General features: G+C 61.4%; 18 protein-coding genes. 6 read left to right on the top strand and 12 right to left on the bottom strand.

Annotation, left to right across the window (positions count from 1 at the left end; all coding sequences use genetic code 11):
• Nucleotides 1–10: 10 nt before the first annotated feature.
• Nucleotides 11–2,614, top strand: coding sequence for a bifunctional lysylphosphatidylglycerol flippase/synthetase MprF (gene mprF, locus ABIE40_RS15785; protein WP_354541041.1), 2,604 nt, complete (start codon nt 11–13; stop codon nt 2,612–2,614).
• The gene (locus tag ABIE40_RS15780; protein WP_199629909.1) at nt 2,611–3,990 is read left to right on the top strand and encodes a virulence factor family protein; all 1,380 of its coding nucleotides are present in this window, start codon (nt 2,611–2,613) and stop codon (nt 3,988–3,990) included. The genes mprF and ABIE40_RS15780 overlap by 4 nt, the downstream gene beginning before the upstream one ends.
• Here the strand turns inward: ABIE40_RS15780 and ABIE40_RS15775 are convergent.
• The 10 genes from ABIE40_RS15775 to ruvC all read right to left on the bottom strand — a co-directional run bounded on the left by ABIE40_RS15775 (nt 3,987) and on the right by ruvC (nt 9,023).
• Nucleotides 3,987–4,550 (bottom strand): DinB family protein, encoded by a 564-nt coding sequence (locus ABIE40_RS15775; RefSeq protein WP_199629910.1) that lies wholly within the window; start codon nt 4,548–4,550, stop codon nt 3,987–3,989. The two genes, ABIE40_RS15780 and ABIE40_RS15775, sit on opposite strands and share 4 nt — an antisense overlap.
• A gap of 43 nt (nt 4,551–4,593) precedes the next feature.
• A complete protein-coding gene (locus ABIE40_RS15770; protein WP_112718836.1) occupies nt 4,594–4,812 on the bottom strand; it encodes a hypervirulence associated TUDOR domain-containing protein in 219 nt (72 codons plus the stop codon).
• A gap of 48 nt (nt 4,813–4,860) precedes the next feature.
• The gene (locus tag ABIE40_RS15765) at nt 4,861–5,373 is read right to left on the bottom strand and encodes an NUDIX hydrolase (protein WP_199629911.1); all 513 of its coding nucleotides are present in this window, start codon (nt 5,371–5,373) and stop codon (nt 4,861–4,863) included.
• Between the two features lie 7 nt (nt 5,374–5,380).
• On the bottom strand, nt 5,381–6,421 hold the full coding sequence (ruvB, locus tag ABIE40_RS15760) for a Holliday junction branch migration DNA helicase RuvB (RefSeq protein WP_130281989.1): 1,041 nt from the start codon (nt 6,419–6,421) through the stop codon (nt 5,381–5,383).
• Nucleotides 6,418–6,822 carry a type II toxin-antitoxin system VapC family toxin gene (locus tag ABIE40_RS15755; protein ID WP_199629912.1) on the bottom strand — a complete coding sequence of 135 codons (405 nt, stop codon included), beginning with the start codon at nt 6,820–6,822 and terminating at the stop codon, nt 6,418–6,420. Before ABIE40_RS15755 ends, ruvB begins: the two co-directional genes overlap by 4 nt.
• Nucleotides 6,819–7,106 carry an AbrB/MazE/SpoVT family DNA-binding domain-containing protein gene (locus tag ABIE40_RS15750; protein WP_199629913.1) on the bottom strand — a complete coding sequence of 96 codons (288 nt, stop codon included), beginning with the start codon at nt 7,104–7,106 and terminating at the stop codon, nt 6,819–6,821. The genes ABIE40_RS15755 and ABIE40_RS15750 overlap by 4 nt, the downstream gene beginning before the upstream one ends.
• A gap of 66 nt (nt 7,107–7,172) precedes the next feature.
• Nucleotides 7,173–7,787 (bottom strand): Holliday junction branch migration protein RuvA, encoded by a 615-nt coding sequence (gene ruvA / locus ABIE40_RS15745; RefSeq protein ID WP_199629914.1) that lies wholly within the window; start codon nt 7,785–7,787, stop codon nt 7,173–7,175.
• A 10-nt stretch (nt 7,788–7,797) separates the two neighbouring features.
• Nucleotides 7,798–8,217, bottom strand: coding sequence for a type II toxin-antitoxin system VapC family toxin (locus tag ABIE40_RS15740; protein ID WP_199629915.1), 420 nt, complete (start codon nt 8,215–8,217; stop codon nt 7,798–7,800).
• Nucleotides 8,195–8,455, bottom strand: a complete 261-nt coding sequence (locus tag ABIE40_RS15735; RefSeq protein WP_025555430.1) for an AbrB/MazE/SpoVT family DNA-binding domain-containing protein — start codon at nt 8,453–8,455, stop codon at nt 8,195–8,197. Before ABIE40_RS15735 ends, ABIE40_RS15740 begins: the two co-directional genes overlap by 23 nt.
• A gap of 55 nt (nt 8,456–8,510) precedes the next feature.
• Nucleotides 8,511–9,023 carry a crossover junction endodeoxyribonuclease RuvC gene (gene ruvC / locus ABIE40_RS15730; RefSeq protein ID WP_025555429.1) on the bottom strand — a complete coding sequence of 171 codons (513 nt, stop codon included), beginning with the start codon at nt 9,021–9,023 and terminating at the stop codon, nt 8,511–8,513.
• A gap of 230 nt (nt 9,024–9,253) precedes the next feature.
• Between ruvC and ABIE40_RS15725 the strand changes: the two genes are divergently transcribed.
• Nucleotides 9,254–11,572, top strand: a complete 2,319-nt coding sequence (locus ABIE40_RS15725; protein WP_199629916.1) for a methyl-accepting chemotaxis protein — start codon at nt 9,254–9,256, stop codon at nt 11,570–11,572.
• 68 nt (nt 11,573–11,640) lie between these two features.
• Here ABIE40_RS15725 and ABIE40_RS15720 read toward each other — a convergent pair whose 3' ends face one another.
• Nucleotides 11,641–11,808: a hypothetical protein gene (locus ABIE40_RS15720; RefSeq protein WP_246777440.1), complete on the bottom strand. Its 168-nt coding sequence runs from the start codon at nt 11,806–11,808 to the stop codon at nt 11,641–11,643.
• A gap of 329 nt (nt 11,809–12,137) precedes the next feature.
• On the opposite strand from ABIE40_RS15720, the gene ABIE40_RS15715 reads away from it, so the two are divergent.
• From ABIE40_RS15715 to ABIE40_RS15705, 3 genes are all read left to right on the top strand, one after another.
• The gene (locus tag ABIE40_RS15715) at nt 12,138–12,965 is read left to right on the top strand and encodes a hypothetical protein (protein WP_199629918.1); all 828 of its coding nucleotides are present in this window, start codon (nt 12,138–12,140) and stop codon (nt 12,963–12,965) included.
• A gap of 95 nt (nt 12,966–13,060) precedes the next feature.
• Nucleotides 13,061–13,402: an Imm40 family immunity protein gene (imm40, locus tag ABIE40_RS15710; protein WP_199629919.1), complete on the top strand. Its 342-nt coding sequence runs from the start codon at nt 13,061–13,063 to the stop codon at nt 13,400–13,402.
• Nucleotides 13,403–13,590: 188 nt separating this feature from the next.
• Nucleotides 13,591–14,592 carry an LLM class flavin-dependent oxidoreductase gene (locus ABIE40_RS15705; RefSeq protein WP_199629920.1) on the top strand — a complete coding sequence of 334 codons (1,002 nt, stop codon included), beginning with the start codon at nt 13,591–13,593 and terminating at the stop codon, nt 14,590–14,592.
• Here ABIE40_RS15705 and ABIE40_RS15700 read toward each other — a convergent pair.
• A complete protein-coding gene (locus ABIE40_RS15700) occupies nt 14,589–15,143 on the bottom strand; it encodes an SH3 domain-containing protein (RefSeq protein ID WP_354541040.1) in 555 nt (184 codons plus the stop codon). The two genes, ABIE40_RS15705 and ABIE40_RS15700, sit on opposite strands and share 4 nt — an antisense overlap.

Below are 15,143 nucleotides of genomic sequence, written 5' to 3'. Positions count from 1 at the left end.
CAGGGGTAACATGGCGAGTCAGAACAGTCTGGAAGAGATGGAAAGCGAAGAGGCCGGTGGGTTTCGCGGCTTTCTCCGGCGATATCGCACGCAGCTCGTGGCAGCCGCGACGCTGATCCTGTTCTGCATGGTCGGCTATGCCATCATGCAGCTTACGGATGAAGTTCGCTATGACGACGTCGTCGAAGCGCTTGCCGATACCCGTGTCAGCTCGATCCTTCTCGCGCTTCTCTTCACCGGTCTCAGCTTCTTCGCGCTGATCTTCTATGATTTGAACGCCATCGACTATATCGGCAAGAAGCTGCCCTTTCCGCATGTGGCGCTAACGGCCTTCAGCGCCTATGCGGTCGGTAATACTGCCGGTTTCGGCGCGCTCAGCGGCGGCGCGATCCGTTATCGCGCCTATTCGCGCCTCGGCCTGACGCCCGAAGATATCGGCCGCGTCATCGCCTTCGTGACGCTCTCCTTCGGTCTCGGTCTTGCCAGCGTCGCGGCAATCGCGCTGATGATCATCGCCGATGAAATCGGACCGCTGATCAATACCAATGCGCTGCTCTTGCGGATTATCGCCGGTGCGATCCTGGCGGGGCTTGGTTTCGTCGTCTATCTCGGCCGCGATGGCCGGGCCGTCAATCTTGGCCCGATCGCTGTCCGCCTGCCGGATTCGCGCACCTGGTCGCGCCAGTTCCTCGTCACCGCATTCGATATCGCGGCGTCGGCGACCGTTCTCTACGTTCTCCTGCCGCAGACGGCGATCAGCTGGCCGGTGTTTCTGGCGGTCTATGCGATCGCCGTCGGTCTCGGCGTTCTCAGCCACGTTCCGGCCGGTCTCGGCGTTTTCGAAACCGTCATTATTGCCTCGCTCGGCAGCGCGGTGAATATCGATGCGGTTCTCGGTTCGCTGGTTCTCTACCGCCTGATCTATCATGTGCTGCCGCTGCTGATCGCGGTGCTTGCGGTATCGCTGACCGAGCTTCGCCGCTTCGTCGATCATCCGGCCGCATCGAGCATCCGTCGCATCGGCGGACGCCTGACGCCGCAGCTGTTGTCGGCCTTTGCGCTGATCCTCGGCGTCATGTTGATCTTCTCGAGCGTCACGCCGACGCCAGACGAAAACCTCGAATTCCTGGCCAACTACCTGCCGCTGCCGATCGTCGAAGGCGCGCATTTCCTGTCGAGCCTGTTCGGCCTGGCGCTCGTTGTCGCCGCCCGCGGTCTTGGCCAGCGTCTCGACGGCGCCTGGCTGGTCTCGGTGGTCTCGGCCGTGCTGGCGCTGGCGCTGTCGCTCCTGAAGGCGATCGCGCTGGTCGAGGCGATCTTCCTGGCGATCCTGATCTTCAGCCTGTTCGTCAGCCGCCGGCTCTTCACCCGCCATGCCTCGCTTCTCAACCAGACGCTGACGGCGGCCTGGCTGATGGCGATTGCCGTCATCTGTGTCGGCGCGGTCGTCATCCTGCTGTTCGTCTATCGCGACGTCGAGTACAGCAACGAGCTCTGGTGGCAATTCGAATTCGCCGCCGAAGCGCCGCGCGGCCTGCGCGCCGTGCTCGGCATCACCATCATCTCCTCGGCGATCGCGATCTTCAGCCTGCTGCGCCCGGCGACCTTCCGCCCGGAACCGGCAACCGAGGAGGCGCTGCAGCGCGCCGTCGATATCGTCAAGGCGCAGGATTACGCCGACGCCAATCTCGTTCGCATGGCCGACAAGAGCATCATGTTCTCCGAGAAGGGCGATGCTTTCATCATGTATGGCCGCCAGGGCCGCTCCTGGATCGCGCTGTTCGGACCGATTGGCAATCAGGAGGCCGCTCCCGAACTCGTCTGGAGCTTTGTGGAGGCAGCGCGCGTCGCAGGTTGCCGCGCGGTGTTCTACCAGATCTCTCCGGGGCTGCTCTCGCACTGCGCCGATGCGGGCCTGCGCGCCTTCAAGCTCGGCGAGCTCGCCGTTGCCGATCTCGGCGCCTTCGAGATGAAAGGCGGCAAGTGGGCGAACCTTCGCCAGACGGCAAGCCGCGCCCAGCGCGATGGCCTGAGCTTCGAGGTCGTTCCCGCCGACGGCGTACCGGCCATTCTCGGTGATCTCTCGGTGGTCTCCAGCTCCTGGCTCGAAGACCACAATGCCAAGGAGAAGGGCTTCTCTCTCGGCGCTTTCGAGCCCGACTATGTCAATTCGCAGCCGGTCGGCGTGTTGAAGAAGGACGGCAAGATCGTTGCCTTCGCCAATATCCTCGTTACCGAAACCAAGTCCGAGGGCACGATCGACCTGATGCGCTTCTCGCCGGAAGCGCCGAAGGGCTCGATGGACTTCCTCTTCGTACAGATCATGGAATATCTCAGAGCCGAGGGCTACAAGCACTTCAACCTCGGCATGGCACCGCTTTCGGGCATGTCGAAGCGCGAAACGGCCCCGGTCTGGGACCGTATTGGCAGCACCGTCTTCGAGCACGGCGAGCGCTTCTACAATTTCAAAGGCCTTCGGGCATTCAAATCAAAGTTTCATCCGCACTGGCAACCGCGCTATCTTGCGGTTTCAGGAGGGGGCAATCCGATGATCGCGTTGATGGACGCGACCTTTCTCATCGGGGGCGGATTGAAGGGAGTCGTCAGGAAATGATCAGAAAATATCTCCTCGCAGCTGCTTGCGCCACGGCGCTGGCATTCCCGGCATTTGCCGCGGATGAAACCAACCAGGATTTCGAGACCGGCCTCATTCCGTCGCCGCACATCTTCCTGCCGAAGGGCGATGTGAAGGGTGCCGTGATGCTGATTTCGGACGGCGCAGGCTGGGGCGACAACGAAAAGGCCGAGGCGGACAAGCTGGTGGATGCCGGCGCTGTCGTGATCGGCGTCGATTTCACCGCCTATATCGATGCGCTGCGCAAATACGATGTCAGCGACAACGATGGCTGCATCTATCTCGTCTCGGATATCGAGTCGCTCAGCCAGCAAGTTCAACGCGCTGCCGGCAACAGCGCCTATCATCTGCCTATCATTGCCGGTATCGGCGAGGGCGGAGCATTGGCGCTGGCGATTGCCGCGCAGACCCCGGATGCGACGATCGGCCAGACGCTGGCGATCGATCCGGTTGCCGGTATCCCGCTGACCCAGCAGCTTTGCACCCCGGCCAGCAAGAAGACGGTCGGCGACCGGATGATCTATGGTCTCTCCGACGGCAGTCTGCCGGATCCGATCATCGCCGCCTTCACATCGGCAGCGCCGAAGGACGGCCGCGAGCATGTGGAGGAGCTGAAGAAGATTCATCCGAAGATCGATATCCGCGATGCGGACGACGATGCGCAGACGACGCTCTCGGATACGCTGGACCAGCTGATGGACGAAGCCGGAAGCTCCGACAATCCGCTCGGCCTGCCGCTTTCGGTTCTCGACGCCAAGCCGGCGATGGACACGATGGCGGTCATCTATTCCGGTGACGGCGGCTGGCGCGATATCGACAAGGAAGTCGGCAGCAAGCTGCAGAAGGAAGGCATCCCGGTCGTCGGTATCGACTCGCTGCATTACTTCTGGTCGGAGCGGAAGCCGCAGGAGACGGCCGACGATCTCGGCAAGATCATCGACCTCTACCGCAAGCAGTGGAACGTCAAGCATGTGCTGCTGATCGGCTATTCCTTCGGCGCCGACGTGGTGCCTGCCACCTACAAGCTGCTGAAGCCGGCCGAGAAATCCTCGATCGTGCAGATCTCGCTGCTGTCGCTTTCGCATGAGGTCGATTACGTGATCTCGGTCATGGGCTGGCTCGGCCAGAAGACCGAGGGCGCCGGTGGCGACCCCGTTGCCGATCTCAAGGATGTCGATCCGAAGCTCGTGCAGTGCATCTACGGCAATGATGATGACGACGAGGTGGCCTGCCCCGATCTGAAGGACAGCGGTGCCTCCGTGGTCGAGCTGCCGGGCGACCATCACTTCGATGAGAACTACGACCTGCTGACCAAGACGATCGTCGATGCGCTGAAGTCGCGTCTCAACGATTAACGCATCAGCTTCTCTTCACTCCAGCCGAGGGCGGCGATCTCGCCGCCCCGGAAGCGGGCATCGTCATCGACGATGAATTCATCGAGCTGCGGTGGCTTGACGCTGGAGCCCGCCAGCATGGCGTGGACCTGGCCCCTGTGATGGGTCTGGTGCTGGAAGAGATGGCTCAGCACATCGTCTGCCCGCTCCTCCTGAATGCGCCCTGTCCGGTGGAGCTGCACAGTGGCGGCCAAGGCGTCCTGCGTCAGTTTTTCGCAGAGGATGACGAGGCGCCCGTCGACCTTGCGCTGTTCCGCAATCAGCGCTTCCAGCGCCGTGAACGGCTCTTCCACTTCCCAGGCCTTCGGCCCGAGCGTTCCGCCTTCCAGCGCATCGACATAGAACCAGTCGACCGTGAGGATATGGTTCATGGTCATCCGGATCGACGGGAAGAAGCTGGTGCGATGCGCCTCGAATTCACCAGGCTGCAGCAGCAGGCAGGCATTGCTCAGCCGCAGATTGGCGAGCGCATTGTTATAGGCAAGCTTGCGGAACACCCTGCAGGGGTCGAAACCGGTCATGGCATGTCCTCCTCTTCTGGCTGGATCATGCGCCGCGCCGCCGTCAGCCGTGTCTATGCAGCTCGGAATGGCTCTTCAGCACCCGGCCGCCATCCTCCTGTTCGATCAGGTAGGCCGGCTCCTCCGGGCTCGCCTTCCTCTTGATGACGGCGCCTTCGATCGTGCGCTCGACGTCATCGGTAAAGCTCTGCCTGATCTTTCCTGTTCCCGTGCCCTTGCCCCATTTCCATTCGACGCTCGCGCCGGTCCGGTATTTCTGCATGGCGATCTCCTTTCGGAGTGGCAATGCGCAAGGCGGTGCGGGGTTCCCTCAGATGTCGCGATCGAGATCGCCGTCGCGCCAGACAACGTGTCGTGTCGTTGCCGGCAGATGCTCGATCTCATCCGCGATGAAATAGGGAGGAATGTCGAGAGCCTTCAGCGCTTCCTTGGTCGCAGGCACCCACTTGAATTCGAGAATGTTTTTGCCGTCTTCCAGCTGATGGATGATGTCATGGGGACGGAACGGGAAGCTTTCGGGGACCTCCATCAGGTAATAGAAGCCCAGCTCGTGCCAGTCGCGCTTTTCATAATGGAAGAAGTTTTCGACGATCCAGAGAAGGCGCCCAACCTCGACCGAGACGCCGAGCTCCTCGACCATCTCGCGCTTCAAGGTCTCCTCGGACGTCTCGCCGATCTCGGCGCGGCCGCCTGGAAAGGTCCAAAACGGCTCGTGGACGGCACGATGAACCAGCACATGTCCCTCGCGAAAGGCGAGCCCGGCAATGCGATAGTTGAAACGCCCGGCAGGTCCATTCAGCCGGATCATCGTTCTCTTGGGCATGGTGCTCTCACTCGTCGCCCTGGAAGAGGCGGAATTGCGCCGCTTCGAGATCCTTCGGCGGCTGCATGCCAAGGTGCTTCCAGGCCGTCGCGGTCAGGACGCGGCCGCGCGGGGTGCGCTGGATGAAGCCCTGCTGGATCATGTAGGGCTCGATAATGTCCTCGATCGCATCGCGCGGCTCGGAGAGACCGGCGGCGATGGTTTCGATGCCGACCGGGCCACCGCCGAAATTGACGGCGATCATGTTCAGATAGCGCTTGTCGAGCTGGTCGAGGCCGACATTGTCGACGAGCAGGCGGGTGAGCGCCTCATCGGCGATCTCGCGGGTCACAGCTTCGGCTTTGGCGACTTCGGCGAAATCGCGCACGCGGCGCAGCAGGCGGCCGGCGATGCGCGGCGTACCGCGGGCGCGGCGGGCGATTTCGCGGGCGCCCTCATCGGTCATCGGCAGGTTCATCAGCCGCGCGCCGCGGCGCACGATCAGTTCCAGTTCCTCGACCGTATAAAAGGAGAGGCGGACCGGAATGCCGAAGCGATCGCGCAGCGGCGTCGTCAACAGGCCGAGACGGGTTGTGGCGGCAACCAGCGTGAATTTCGACAGGTCGATCTTTACCGAGCGGGCGGCGGGGCCTTCGCCGATGATCAGGTCGAGCTGGAAGTCCTCCATCGCCGGATACAGGATTTCCTCGACGGCCGGGTTGAGGCGGTGGATTTCGTCGATGAAGAGCACGTCACGCTCTTCGAGATTGGTGAGCAGCGCCGCAAGATCGCCGGCCTTGGCGATTACCGGGCCGGAGGTCGAGCGGAAGTTGACGCCGAGCTCCTTCGCCATGATCTGCGCCAGCGTCGTCTTGCCGAGGCCGGGCGGGCCGACGAAGAGCACGTGATCCAGCGCCTCGCCACGGTTCTTGGCGGCCTCGATGAAGATCTTCAGATTGGCGCGTGCTTCCGCCTGGCCGGTAAACTCGTCCAGCGACTGCGGGCGCAGCGTCACATCCAGGTCTTCGCCCCGCTTCTCCGGCGATATCAGGCGGGTTTCTTCACTCATGCAAGTAGTTCCATTCCGGGGACGCGCGATGCGGCCTTTTTATCGAAGGTCTTGATCGATTCACAGCCCGCTGCGAGAGAGCGGGCGGCAATGAGGGCATCGGCAAGGTCGGCATTCTCGCTCGCAACCAGCCGGAGCGCCTTGACGACGAGTTCATGGTGCTCGACGACGAGGCCGCGGGTCTGCAGCAGCTTGCGAATGGCAAGGACCGCATCCTGCTTCTGAAAGCCAAGTCTGGCGCGGAGCGCCCAATCCAATTCGAGCACCGCGACCAGCGGCAGGAAGCCTTCGAAATCCCGGCCCATGCCTTCGGCGAAGCGCAGGGCGGCGCGCCTCTGTTGCTCGTCGTCATTGGTTAAAAGCCGGATGACGATATTGGTGTCGAGGCCGATCTTCTTCATGCGGCGACGTCGGAGCTGTCGGTGTCTTTGGTGTCGGCCGCGTTGGTTCCCGCGGCCTCCAGGACGGAAGCGTCGATCTCGTCCAGCGTGGCCGCACCATTCGGGGGCGATCCCAGCAGGCCTGCGAGATCCTTGAAATCGACGTTCTTCGGCGTGATAATCACTTCACCGTCGACGACGCTGTAGATGAGCTGGTCGCCGGGCCGCAGATCAAGCGCTTCCCGCATCTCCTTCGGGATCGTCACTTGCCCTTTCGCCGATATCGTCGCTTCCCAAACGGTCATCGTCCACTCCCATTCAAGTCGTCAGACAATACTCGAATTTTCCGCCAATATCAAAATCGTCGGAATTCATCGTGACAATTCCTTCAACCCCAACCGGATCAGCTTGGCGCTATCGGCGCCTTCCCCCGCGGTCTTCATCGCAGCGGCAACGGCATTTGCCGCCTGATCGCGCGAGTAGCCGAGATTGGTGAGCGCCGAGACGGCGTCTGCAACCGGGGCGGAGGCGACGCCTTCGCCGATTTCCTGCTTGAGGCCCATGTTGATCGCCTCGCCGGCATAGGCGGGTGCCTTGTTCTTGAGCTCGGTGACGATGCGGACGGCCACCTTGGGCCCGACGCCCTGGGCGCGGGAGACGGCGGTCTTGTCCTGCAAGGCAATAGCGTTCGCGAGCTCGGCCGGCGTCAGGGTCGAAAGCACGGCCAGCGCGACCTTGGCGCCGACGCCCTGGACGCTCTGCAGCAGGTTGAACCACTCGCGCTCGAGCACGCTCATGAAGCCGAAGAGCTTCAGCTGGTCCTCGCGCACATAGGTCTCGATGAAGAGCACGCAGGCCTCGCCGACCGAGCCCAACTTCGAGAGCGTGCGGCCGGAGCAATAGGCGACGTAGCAGACGCCGTGCACATCGACGAGCACATAGTCGTCGCCGATTTCCTCAACAGTGCCTTTCAGCTTTCCGATCATGATACGTCCGTCAGGGGTGGGTTTCGGGAGAGATGAGGTCGAGCGCCGGGAAGTAAGAGCGATAGCGCGCACCGTCACGCGTCAGCAGCCGGTGGCGGCCCCATTCCGCATGGGCTCCGACCAGAAAATCAGGAAGGGTTCGATCCCGCTGCCCTCCGGCATCGCGATAGCGCCGATGCGCCTTGCCCGCGCGAAACGCCGCCTCGAAGGGCAGTTCCTGCCGCACGAGGCCCAGCCAGGACAGCGCCCTCAACAGCTTCTCTTCCGCTGCGGACGTCGCGGCTAGCTCGGCCCATACGACAGGGGTCAGTATCAGCGGGCCTTCACCGGCGCATTGCTTGAGCGCTTTGATCGACCAGGGTCTGAGGGCGGTCTGCGGTCCGAGAACATCGATCAGGACGTTGGTGTCAATGACGGTCGAGATCGTCACGCGGCCCCCTGATCCATTCCATATACTCGTCGGTGGTCATGCCTTCGAGATCAAGAGTGCCTTCGACATCGGCGGCCCACTCATCGAAGCCGCGCGCATCCGGCTCACTTCCCTTGACCTTGACGAGCGTGGCGGCATTGTCGCCGGCGATGAATTCGACCTCCGAGCCTGGGCTGATGCCCAGGTGGTCGCGAATGTCTTTCGGGATGGTCACCTGACCTTTTTCCGTCACGCGCATGGTAATACCTCTCAGGTAATACCTAGAGGCGGATGCGGAACAAGTCAAGAACAAATCATCCCGCCAGCGCCGCCATGCGCATCCGGGTGCCGCCGCGGTTGTGGGCGTGGCAGATGGCGATGGCGAGTGCGTCGGCGGCGTCGTTGCCCTTGAATTCCACCTTCGGCATCAGGATCTTCAGCATCATGTGGATCTGCTGCTTCTCGCCGTGGCCGACGCCGATGACGGCTTTCTTCACCGCGTTCGGGGCGTATTCGGCGACGGGCAGGCCGGCGCGGGCGGGGACCAGCATGGCGATGCCGCGGGCCTGGCCGAGCTTCAGCGTGGCGACGGCGTCCTTGTTGACGAAGGTCTGTTCGACGGCGGCTTCGTCCGGCTTGTAGCTGTGGACGATTTCGGCGAGCCCGTCATGCAGCTGGCAGAGGCGCGACGCGAGGTCCATGTCGCCATCAGAGGTCACAGTGCCGGAGGCGACGAAGCGCAGCGAATTGCCCAGCGTGTCGATAACACCCCATCCCGTGCGGCGCAGGCCGGGATCGATGCCGATGATGCGAATCGTGTTTTGCATGGCTCACCATATTGCAGTTGCAAAATATCTGCCATCGATATGTGAACAAAACAAAAACATCTGAGGTTTTGCGTGGCGCTGTTTACTGCGAATTAAATCAGTTGTCTGAAATCTAATCCATCAAATGTGAGAGGGGCCGCTTTTTCGGAAGGTCAAGGCCCCCGATGTTCTGTTTTCGGTCAAGCCAGCTGCGAAAAGCCAGGCAAACCGCTCCGGAAGGGTTCTAGTTCATGGCGCAGAGATTTCAGTCTCTTTCCTTTAAAGTTATCGCGACATTCATTCTGCTCACGGCGCTTGCCGTCAGCACCATCAGCGTGCTCGGCTATTTTGCCAGCAGCCGCATTTCCGACGATCAGGCGCTGAAGGCGAAGGAGAGCGTGCTCATCTTCCGCGGCGACATGCTGCAGGATCAGTTGGAGCAGCTCGAAAATCAGGCGAATTCGATTGCGCGCATCGAGGCGCTGCAGATGTCGATCACCAGCCTGAAGAGCGGCTGGAAGACAATCGAGAAGTCCTCGGGCGATGCCCGCGCCGAGCTGAAGAAGGTCTTCATCACCAACAACCCGAACCCGGCCGACCAGCGCGAGAAGCTGCTGAAGCCGGAAGGGCCGAGCGGGTTCTACTATTCGAACCATGAGAAGACGCAGGGCGAAGTGGCCCGCGACCTCGAAAACACCGCCTTCAGCGATCTACTGATCACCGACATGGATGGCTCCGTTCTTTATTCCTACAAGAAGGACGATAATTTCGCCGAAAACCTGAAGGCTGACGCCTGGAAGGCAACCGGCGCAGGTCTCGCCTATGCGAAGGCCGTTGAGAATACCGCCAAGGCAACCGACGATTCCGCGCCGACGGCTTTCTCCGGCCTGCGGGTCGATGGTGGCAAGTCGGCGATCTTCTATGCCGTGCCGATCGTCAAGCTCGGCCAGGCCAAGGGCATCATCCTCTTCAAAGTGCGGGACGATGTCGTCTCCAGTATCCTGTCGAAGGGCATCGTTTCCGGCAGCACCGCGCAGGCCGCGATCATCTCGTCGGATGGTTCCGCGATCGGTCTCAATGCCGAGGGTAAGCTCGCGACACTTGATACCGCCGCCTTCACCTTCATTCCGGATGCGCTTGCCAACAGCCAGGGCATGACGGTCGATGATTTCGCCCGCAGCGACGGCACGGCACGCGCCTATGTCCGCGGTATCGATTATCACGGCGATCGGTTCCTGGTGGTCGAGAGCGTCCGCCTCAGCGAGCTGAATGCCGGCTCGATCGAGATTGCCACGCTGCTGACGATGATCGGCCTCGGCGCGCTCGTCGTCATGGCGATCGCTACCGGTTTGATCACCAAGCTGCTGTTCTCGCCGCTCGCCCGTCTCGCCGGCAATACCCGCGACGTCGCCGACGGCAAGCTCGATACCGAAATCGGCAGCCAGAACCGTCATGACGAGATAGGCACGATGGCCAAGGCGCTGGCGCGCTTCAAGCAGTCGCTGCTCGACAGCCGCGAGCTCGAAGCCGCAAGTGCGGAGACCCGTACGCGCGCCGAACGCGAGCGTCAGGAAAACCTGGCGCTGCGCGAGGCCGAAGCAAAGACGCTGCAGGATGTCGTCCAGGCGCTCGACGAAGGCCTTCACAATCTCGCCAGCGGCAATCTCGCCTACCAGATCGACACGCGCTTCCCGGGCGAACTCGAAGGCCTGCGCGTGAATTTCAACGAGGCGCTCGCGACGCTCAGCGAAACGATGACGGCGATCGGCGGAAACTCGATGGCCGTCCGCTCCGGCTCGGAAGAGATGCGCAACGGCGCCGACGATCTTGCCGGCCGCACCGAGCGTCAGGCTGCCTCGATCACCGAGACCGCCAATGCGATCGACGCGATCACCCAATCGGTCCGCATCCAGATCGAGCGTGCCGAACAGGCCGAGCGGATCGCCCGCGACGCCAAGAAGGAAACCTCGGGCTCCAGCGACATCATGCGCGAGACGATCGCGGCGATGGAAGCCATCCAGGCCTCATCGCGCCAGATCAACTCGATCATCTCTGTGATCGACGAGATCGCCTTCCAGACCAACCTCTTGGCGCTGAACGCCGGTGTCGAGGCTGCGCGCGCGGGTGAATCCGGCAAGGGCTTTGCCGTCGTCGCCATGGAAGTGCGCGAACTGGCCCAGCGCTCGTCGAGCGCCGCCAAGGAAATCGCCAGCCTGTTGCAGAAGTCGACGCATGAGGTCGAAAGCGGCGTGTCGCTGGTCGAGCGGGCGGGCGTCGCGCTCACCGGCATCGGCAGCCATGTCGAGGCGATCAACGGCCAGATCCACGAGATCATGGAATCGACCCGCGAAGAGGCCGATACGCTGCGCCAGATCAACAGCGCGGTGGCCGAACTGGATTCAATGACGCAGCAGAATGCGGCGATGGTCGAGGAAAGCACGGCGGCGATCCATCGCCTCGCCAGCGAAGCGCTGGAGATGGACCGTCAGCTCGGCAACTTCACGCTGCCGCAGGGCCATCACCACCAGAGCGCGGAAGTGCATGTGCTCCGGCATCGCCGGGCTTCGTAACGCTCTCGAAGGGTAAGGCGACTCCAGCCATCAAGTTCGGTCTGGAGTCGCTTGAAACAGCGGCCTCATCAGAGGCTCAGGTCCAGACCGAGCTTCCTGCTCAGCAGGAAGGCAGCGAGCCCCACGCCCAATACCGCTACCGCGAAGAGTGCAGCCATCATGCCGCCCGATCGCAGCAGCGCTCGCCTGTCGCCCTTCTCCGCTCGGTCATAATGCCATTTGATGGCGAAGAACATCGCTATTCCCAGGGCAAGAACCTTGAATGTAACGAAGACTACCGGAACCCAATCCATACTAAAAACTCTTATGTGTATCAGTTGCGCTCCTTATGATCCCATATCGGGCAAGCGCCTATTTCCGATTATGCAAAGCAGATATGTAATAGTAGGTGGTGCTTACTTGGGCTGATCCGCGTTTCACGGAGTGACCGCTTGGGGCCGATAGCAGACCCATCGCCCCATCATCGAACGGCAATGCGCGGTGCTGCCTAATAGCTCTTCGGCGGGCGGTTGACAAGAAATCAGCTGATGCGCAACCTCTGTGCGTTCCTCTCTTCGAGATTCTTATGCGATCGATTATCGTCAAATGTCTTGTTTTCACCGTAGCGATTCTTGCAACAGACCTCCCAGCCCAAGCTTTCGATTCCGATTACGATAGCGATGATCTTCGCTTCGTACACCGTTTCGTTCCCTCCGAGGATTTTCATCTTGGTATGACGAAGTTTGAAGTGGAGAGCCTAATCGCGAAGAACTTCAAGGAATGGAAGCGCGACGCCGTCCGTATCCCGTTGGACCCCGCTCAACCCGTAGACAAAGTTCCAGATGACCAAGCACAAAGCTTCGAAGGAGCTGTTTTCTTGGACAGATCTTACGCAGCGGGTGGATACGACAATTCCGAAAGTTACAGCCTGTATTTCACATCACCGGCAACTGGAGGAAAACTCTATGCCCTCCGAAGATCGACGCAATTTAAAGGCGACCTTATTCCGAACATCCGGAAGTGGAAGCGCACTATCCTCAAATACTGGGGAGAGCCGGAGGTTCTGGGAAAGGAAACCAGAAATATTCGCCTGATGCGCTATCACTTCGACGCCTCCGGCTCACTGGGATGGAATGCGACCGAGCAATGTGAGCGCGACGTAGTGGCTTACTCAAAAATGAAAGAGAACAACGTTAGAGAGCTCAGACGCCTCTCCGAGAGATTGGCGGCAGATCAATGTCAGGGTTATGCAGAGGCGGAGGCGAAGCCAGTCGACGAGGACCGCCTCAATAGATCTTCTGTGATGTATCTACGCGTGGACTATCAAATCGAAGATTTGATTCATCGGGCTGGGGGCGGCGTCAGCTCACGATCGACCGACTTCGACAACGATGCTTTCGGCGTGGTTCAGTAAATCCTGGATAGCAGATCGCCAATCGAGGCAGGCGACGCTCTGAACGCCGCTGATCGCGACTATACACCGATCCATCATCCGCAGGAGGAACCGGGTTGCCAATCGTTTATTCCGCAGAAGCAGATGCAATTCTCTCGGCAGGCGCGTGGCTGGGACCCGAGCACCACAACTGGGCCCTGACCAAGGAGCAGGCTATCACTGCTGTTGGCCAGCTTCGTGACGCAAACTACATCATTCTAGGCGGTGACGTCCTAAATGGGCCAGAAAAGTATTACAGCCACGCCTACGCCAACTGGTCCTATGATCCTTCGTCTCCGCCGTCCGCCGCCGATCTGTCATCCAGTGCATGCAAGGCATCTTCTTACATAAGCGACTATCCAGTCGAGGACGCCTATTTCGTGCTTGTGCCAACGAGCACGAACTCCTTGGCTCGATAGCGATGCCCCACCGTCCCATCATCGACTGCAATGGGCCGCCAGCAGACATGTGGGACCCTGATCTTGCTGACACCTCAGCGTCCTTGCTGACCAAGCAACCAATCCTTTTTCTTTGCCGCGGGGTTTGGATGCGGCGGCTTTACCACCTACATAGCCGGTAACCCCACATTCCCGACCGGCAGGTTTTCATGATTCCCTTTTCCATCCTCGACCTCTCGCCCGTTCCAGAAGGCACGACCGTCAGCCAATCTCTCGCCGGTTCTGCGCGGATGGCGCAGAAGGCGGAGGAATATGGCTACAAGCGCTTCTGGCTTGCCGAGCATCACGGCATGCCCGGTATCGCCAGCGCTGCGACGGCGGTGGTGATCGGCCATGTCGGCGCGGCGACGAAGACGATCCGCATCGGTTCGGGTGGCATCATGCTGCCGAACCATTCGCCGCTCGTCATTGCCGAGCAGTTTGGCACGCTGGCAGCGCTTTTCCCCGGCCGCGTCGATCTCGGCCTTGGCCGCGCGCCGGGCACGGATATGCGCACCGCGCAGGCGCTGCGGCGCAATCTCGATGCCGGTGCCCAGAACTTCCCGCATGATGTCGTCGAGCTGCAGCAGCTGCTCGGCGAGCCGGTCGAGAACCAGGCAATCCTCGCCGTTCCGGGCAACCGGAGCCATGTGCCGATCTGGCTGCTCGGTTCCAGCCTCTACAGCGCGCAGCTCGCCGCCATGCTCGGTCTGCCCTATGCCTTCGCATCGCATTTCGCGCCGGATTCGCTCCTCGATGCGATCGATATCTATCGCAGCAAGTTCCAGCCGTCGGCCGTGCTCGATCAGCCTTATGTGATGGCGGGCGTCATGGGCTCGGTGGCCCCGACAGACGAAGAGGCGGAGTATCACTTCACTTCGGCGCAGCAGCAGTTCGTCAATCTCCGGCGCAATGTGCGCGGCCAATTCCCGAAGCCGGTGAAGGATATGGAGAGCTTCTGGTCGCCGATGGAGAAGCTCAATGTCGAGCACACGCTGCGCTACGCCGTCGTCGGCTCGCCGCAGACGGCGGAGGCGAAGCTCAAGGAATTCCTGAAGGAAACCGAGGCCGACGAGCTGATCATCTCCATGCCGATCCACGATATCGAGGCCAGGCTGAAATCGGTCGAGCTCTTCGCCGGCCTCGGCAGCTTCATGAGCGCGGCCGCCTAGTCGCCAATCGACTCGCCGGGATAGACGCCCCAGAGGGATGTCTGCTCGAGGAAGCCGGAAAGATCCTGGTGCGGCAGATCGATGGTGCACCAGCTTCCGTCGCAGCTCTTGATATGAACGAGGACGCGGGCCATCAGCTCGGCGGAGACCGCCGCGTTTTCGCGCGCCGCCTTGTGCAGGCTGGCCGGCTGTTTCAGCCACGGACCGATGACGGCGGTCCGGCGTGACGACAGCAGCGCGCGGTGCATCCAGCCGGAGATGCCGTCGCCATCGCGCACTTGGCGCCAGTTGTCGTATTCGGCGGTGATCTCCAGCGGCAGCCCCGATTTCACGTAGATCCACTTGGTGCCGTAATCGAGCGATGGGCCGATGCGCATGCGCGCGTTGCCGGTCTTGAGGGAGACGAAGCGGGGAACCGGCAGGCCGGTCTCCCGGCCTTTCGCTGCGGTGTCGGGGATGGCGGATGCTTCGCTGGCCATCAGCGGCGCAAAGAGGCCGAAGGCGAGGGCTAGAAGCCGGCTTGTGCGGCCGAGACGCAAGGGGATGCCCAC

The sequence above is a fragment of the Rhizobium sp. OAE497 genome (assembly GCF_040546565.1).
Lineage (GTDB): Bacteria > Pseudomonadota > Alphaproteobacteria > Rhizobiales > Rhizobiaceae > Rhizobium.
The sequence above is the reverse complement of the archived record's forward strand: the minus strand, read 5'-3'. Positions and strand labels throughout refer to the sequence as shown.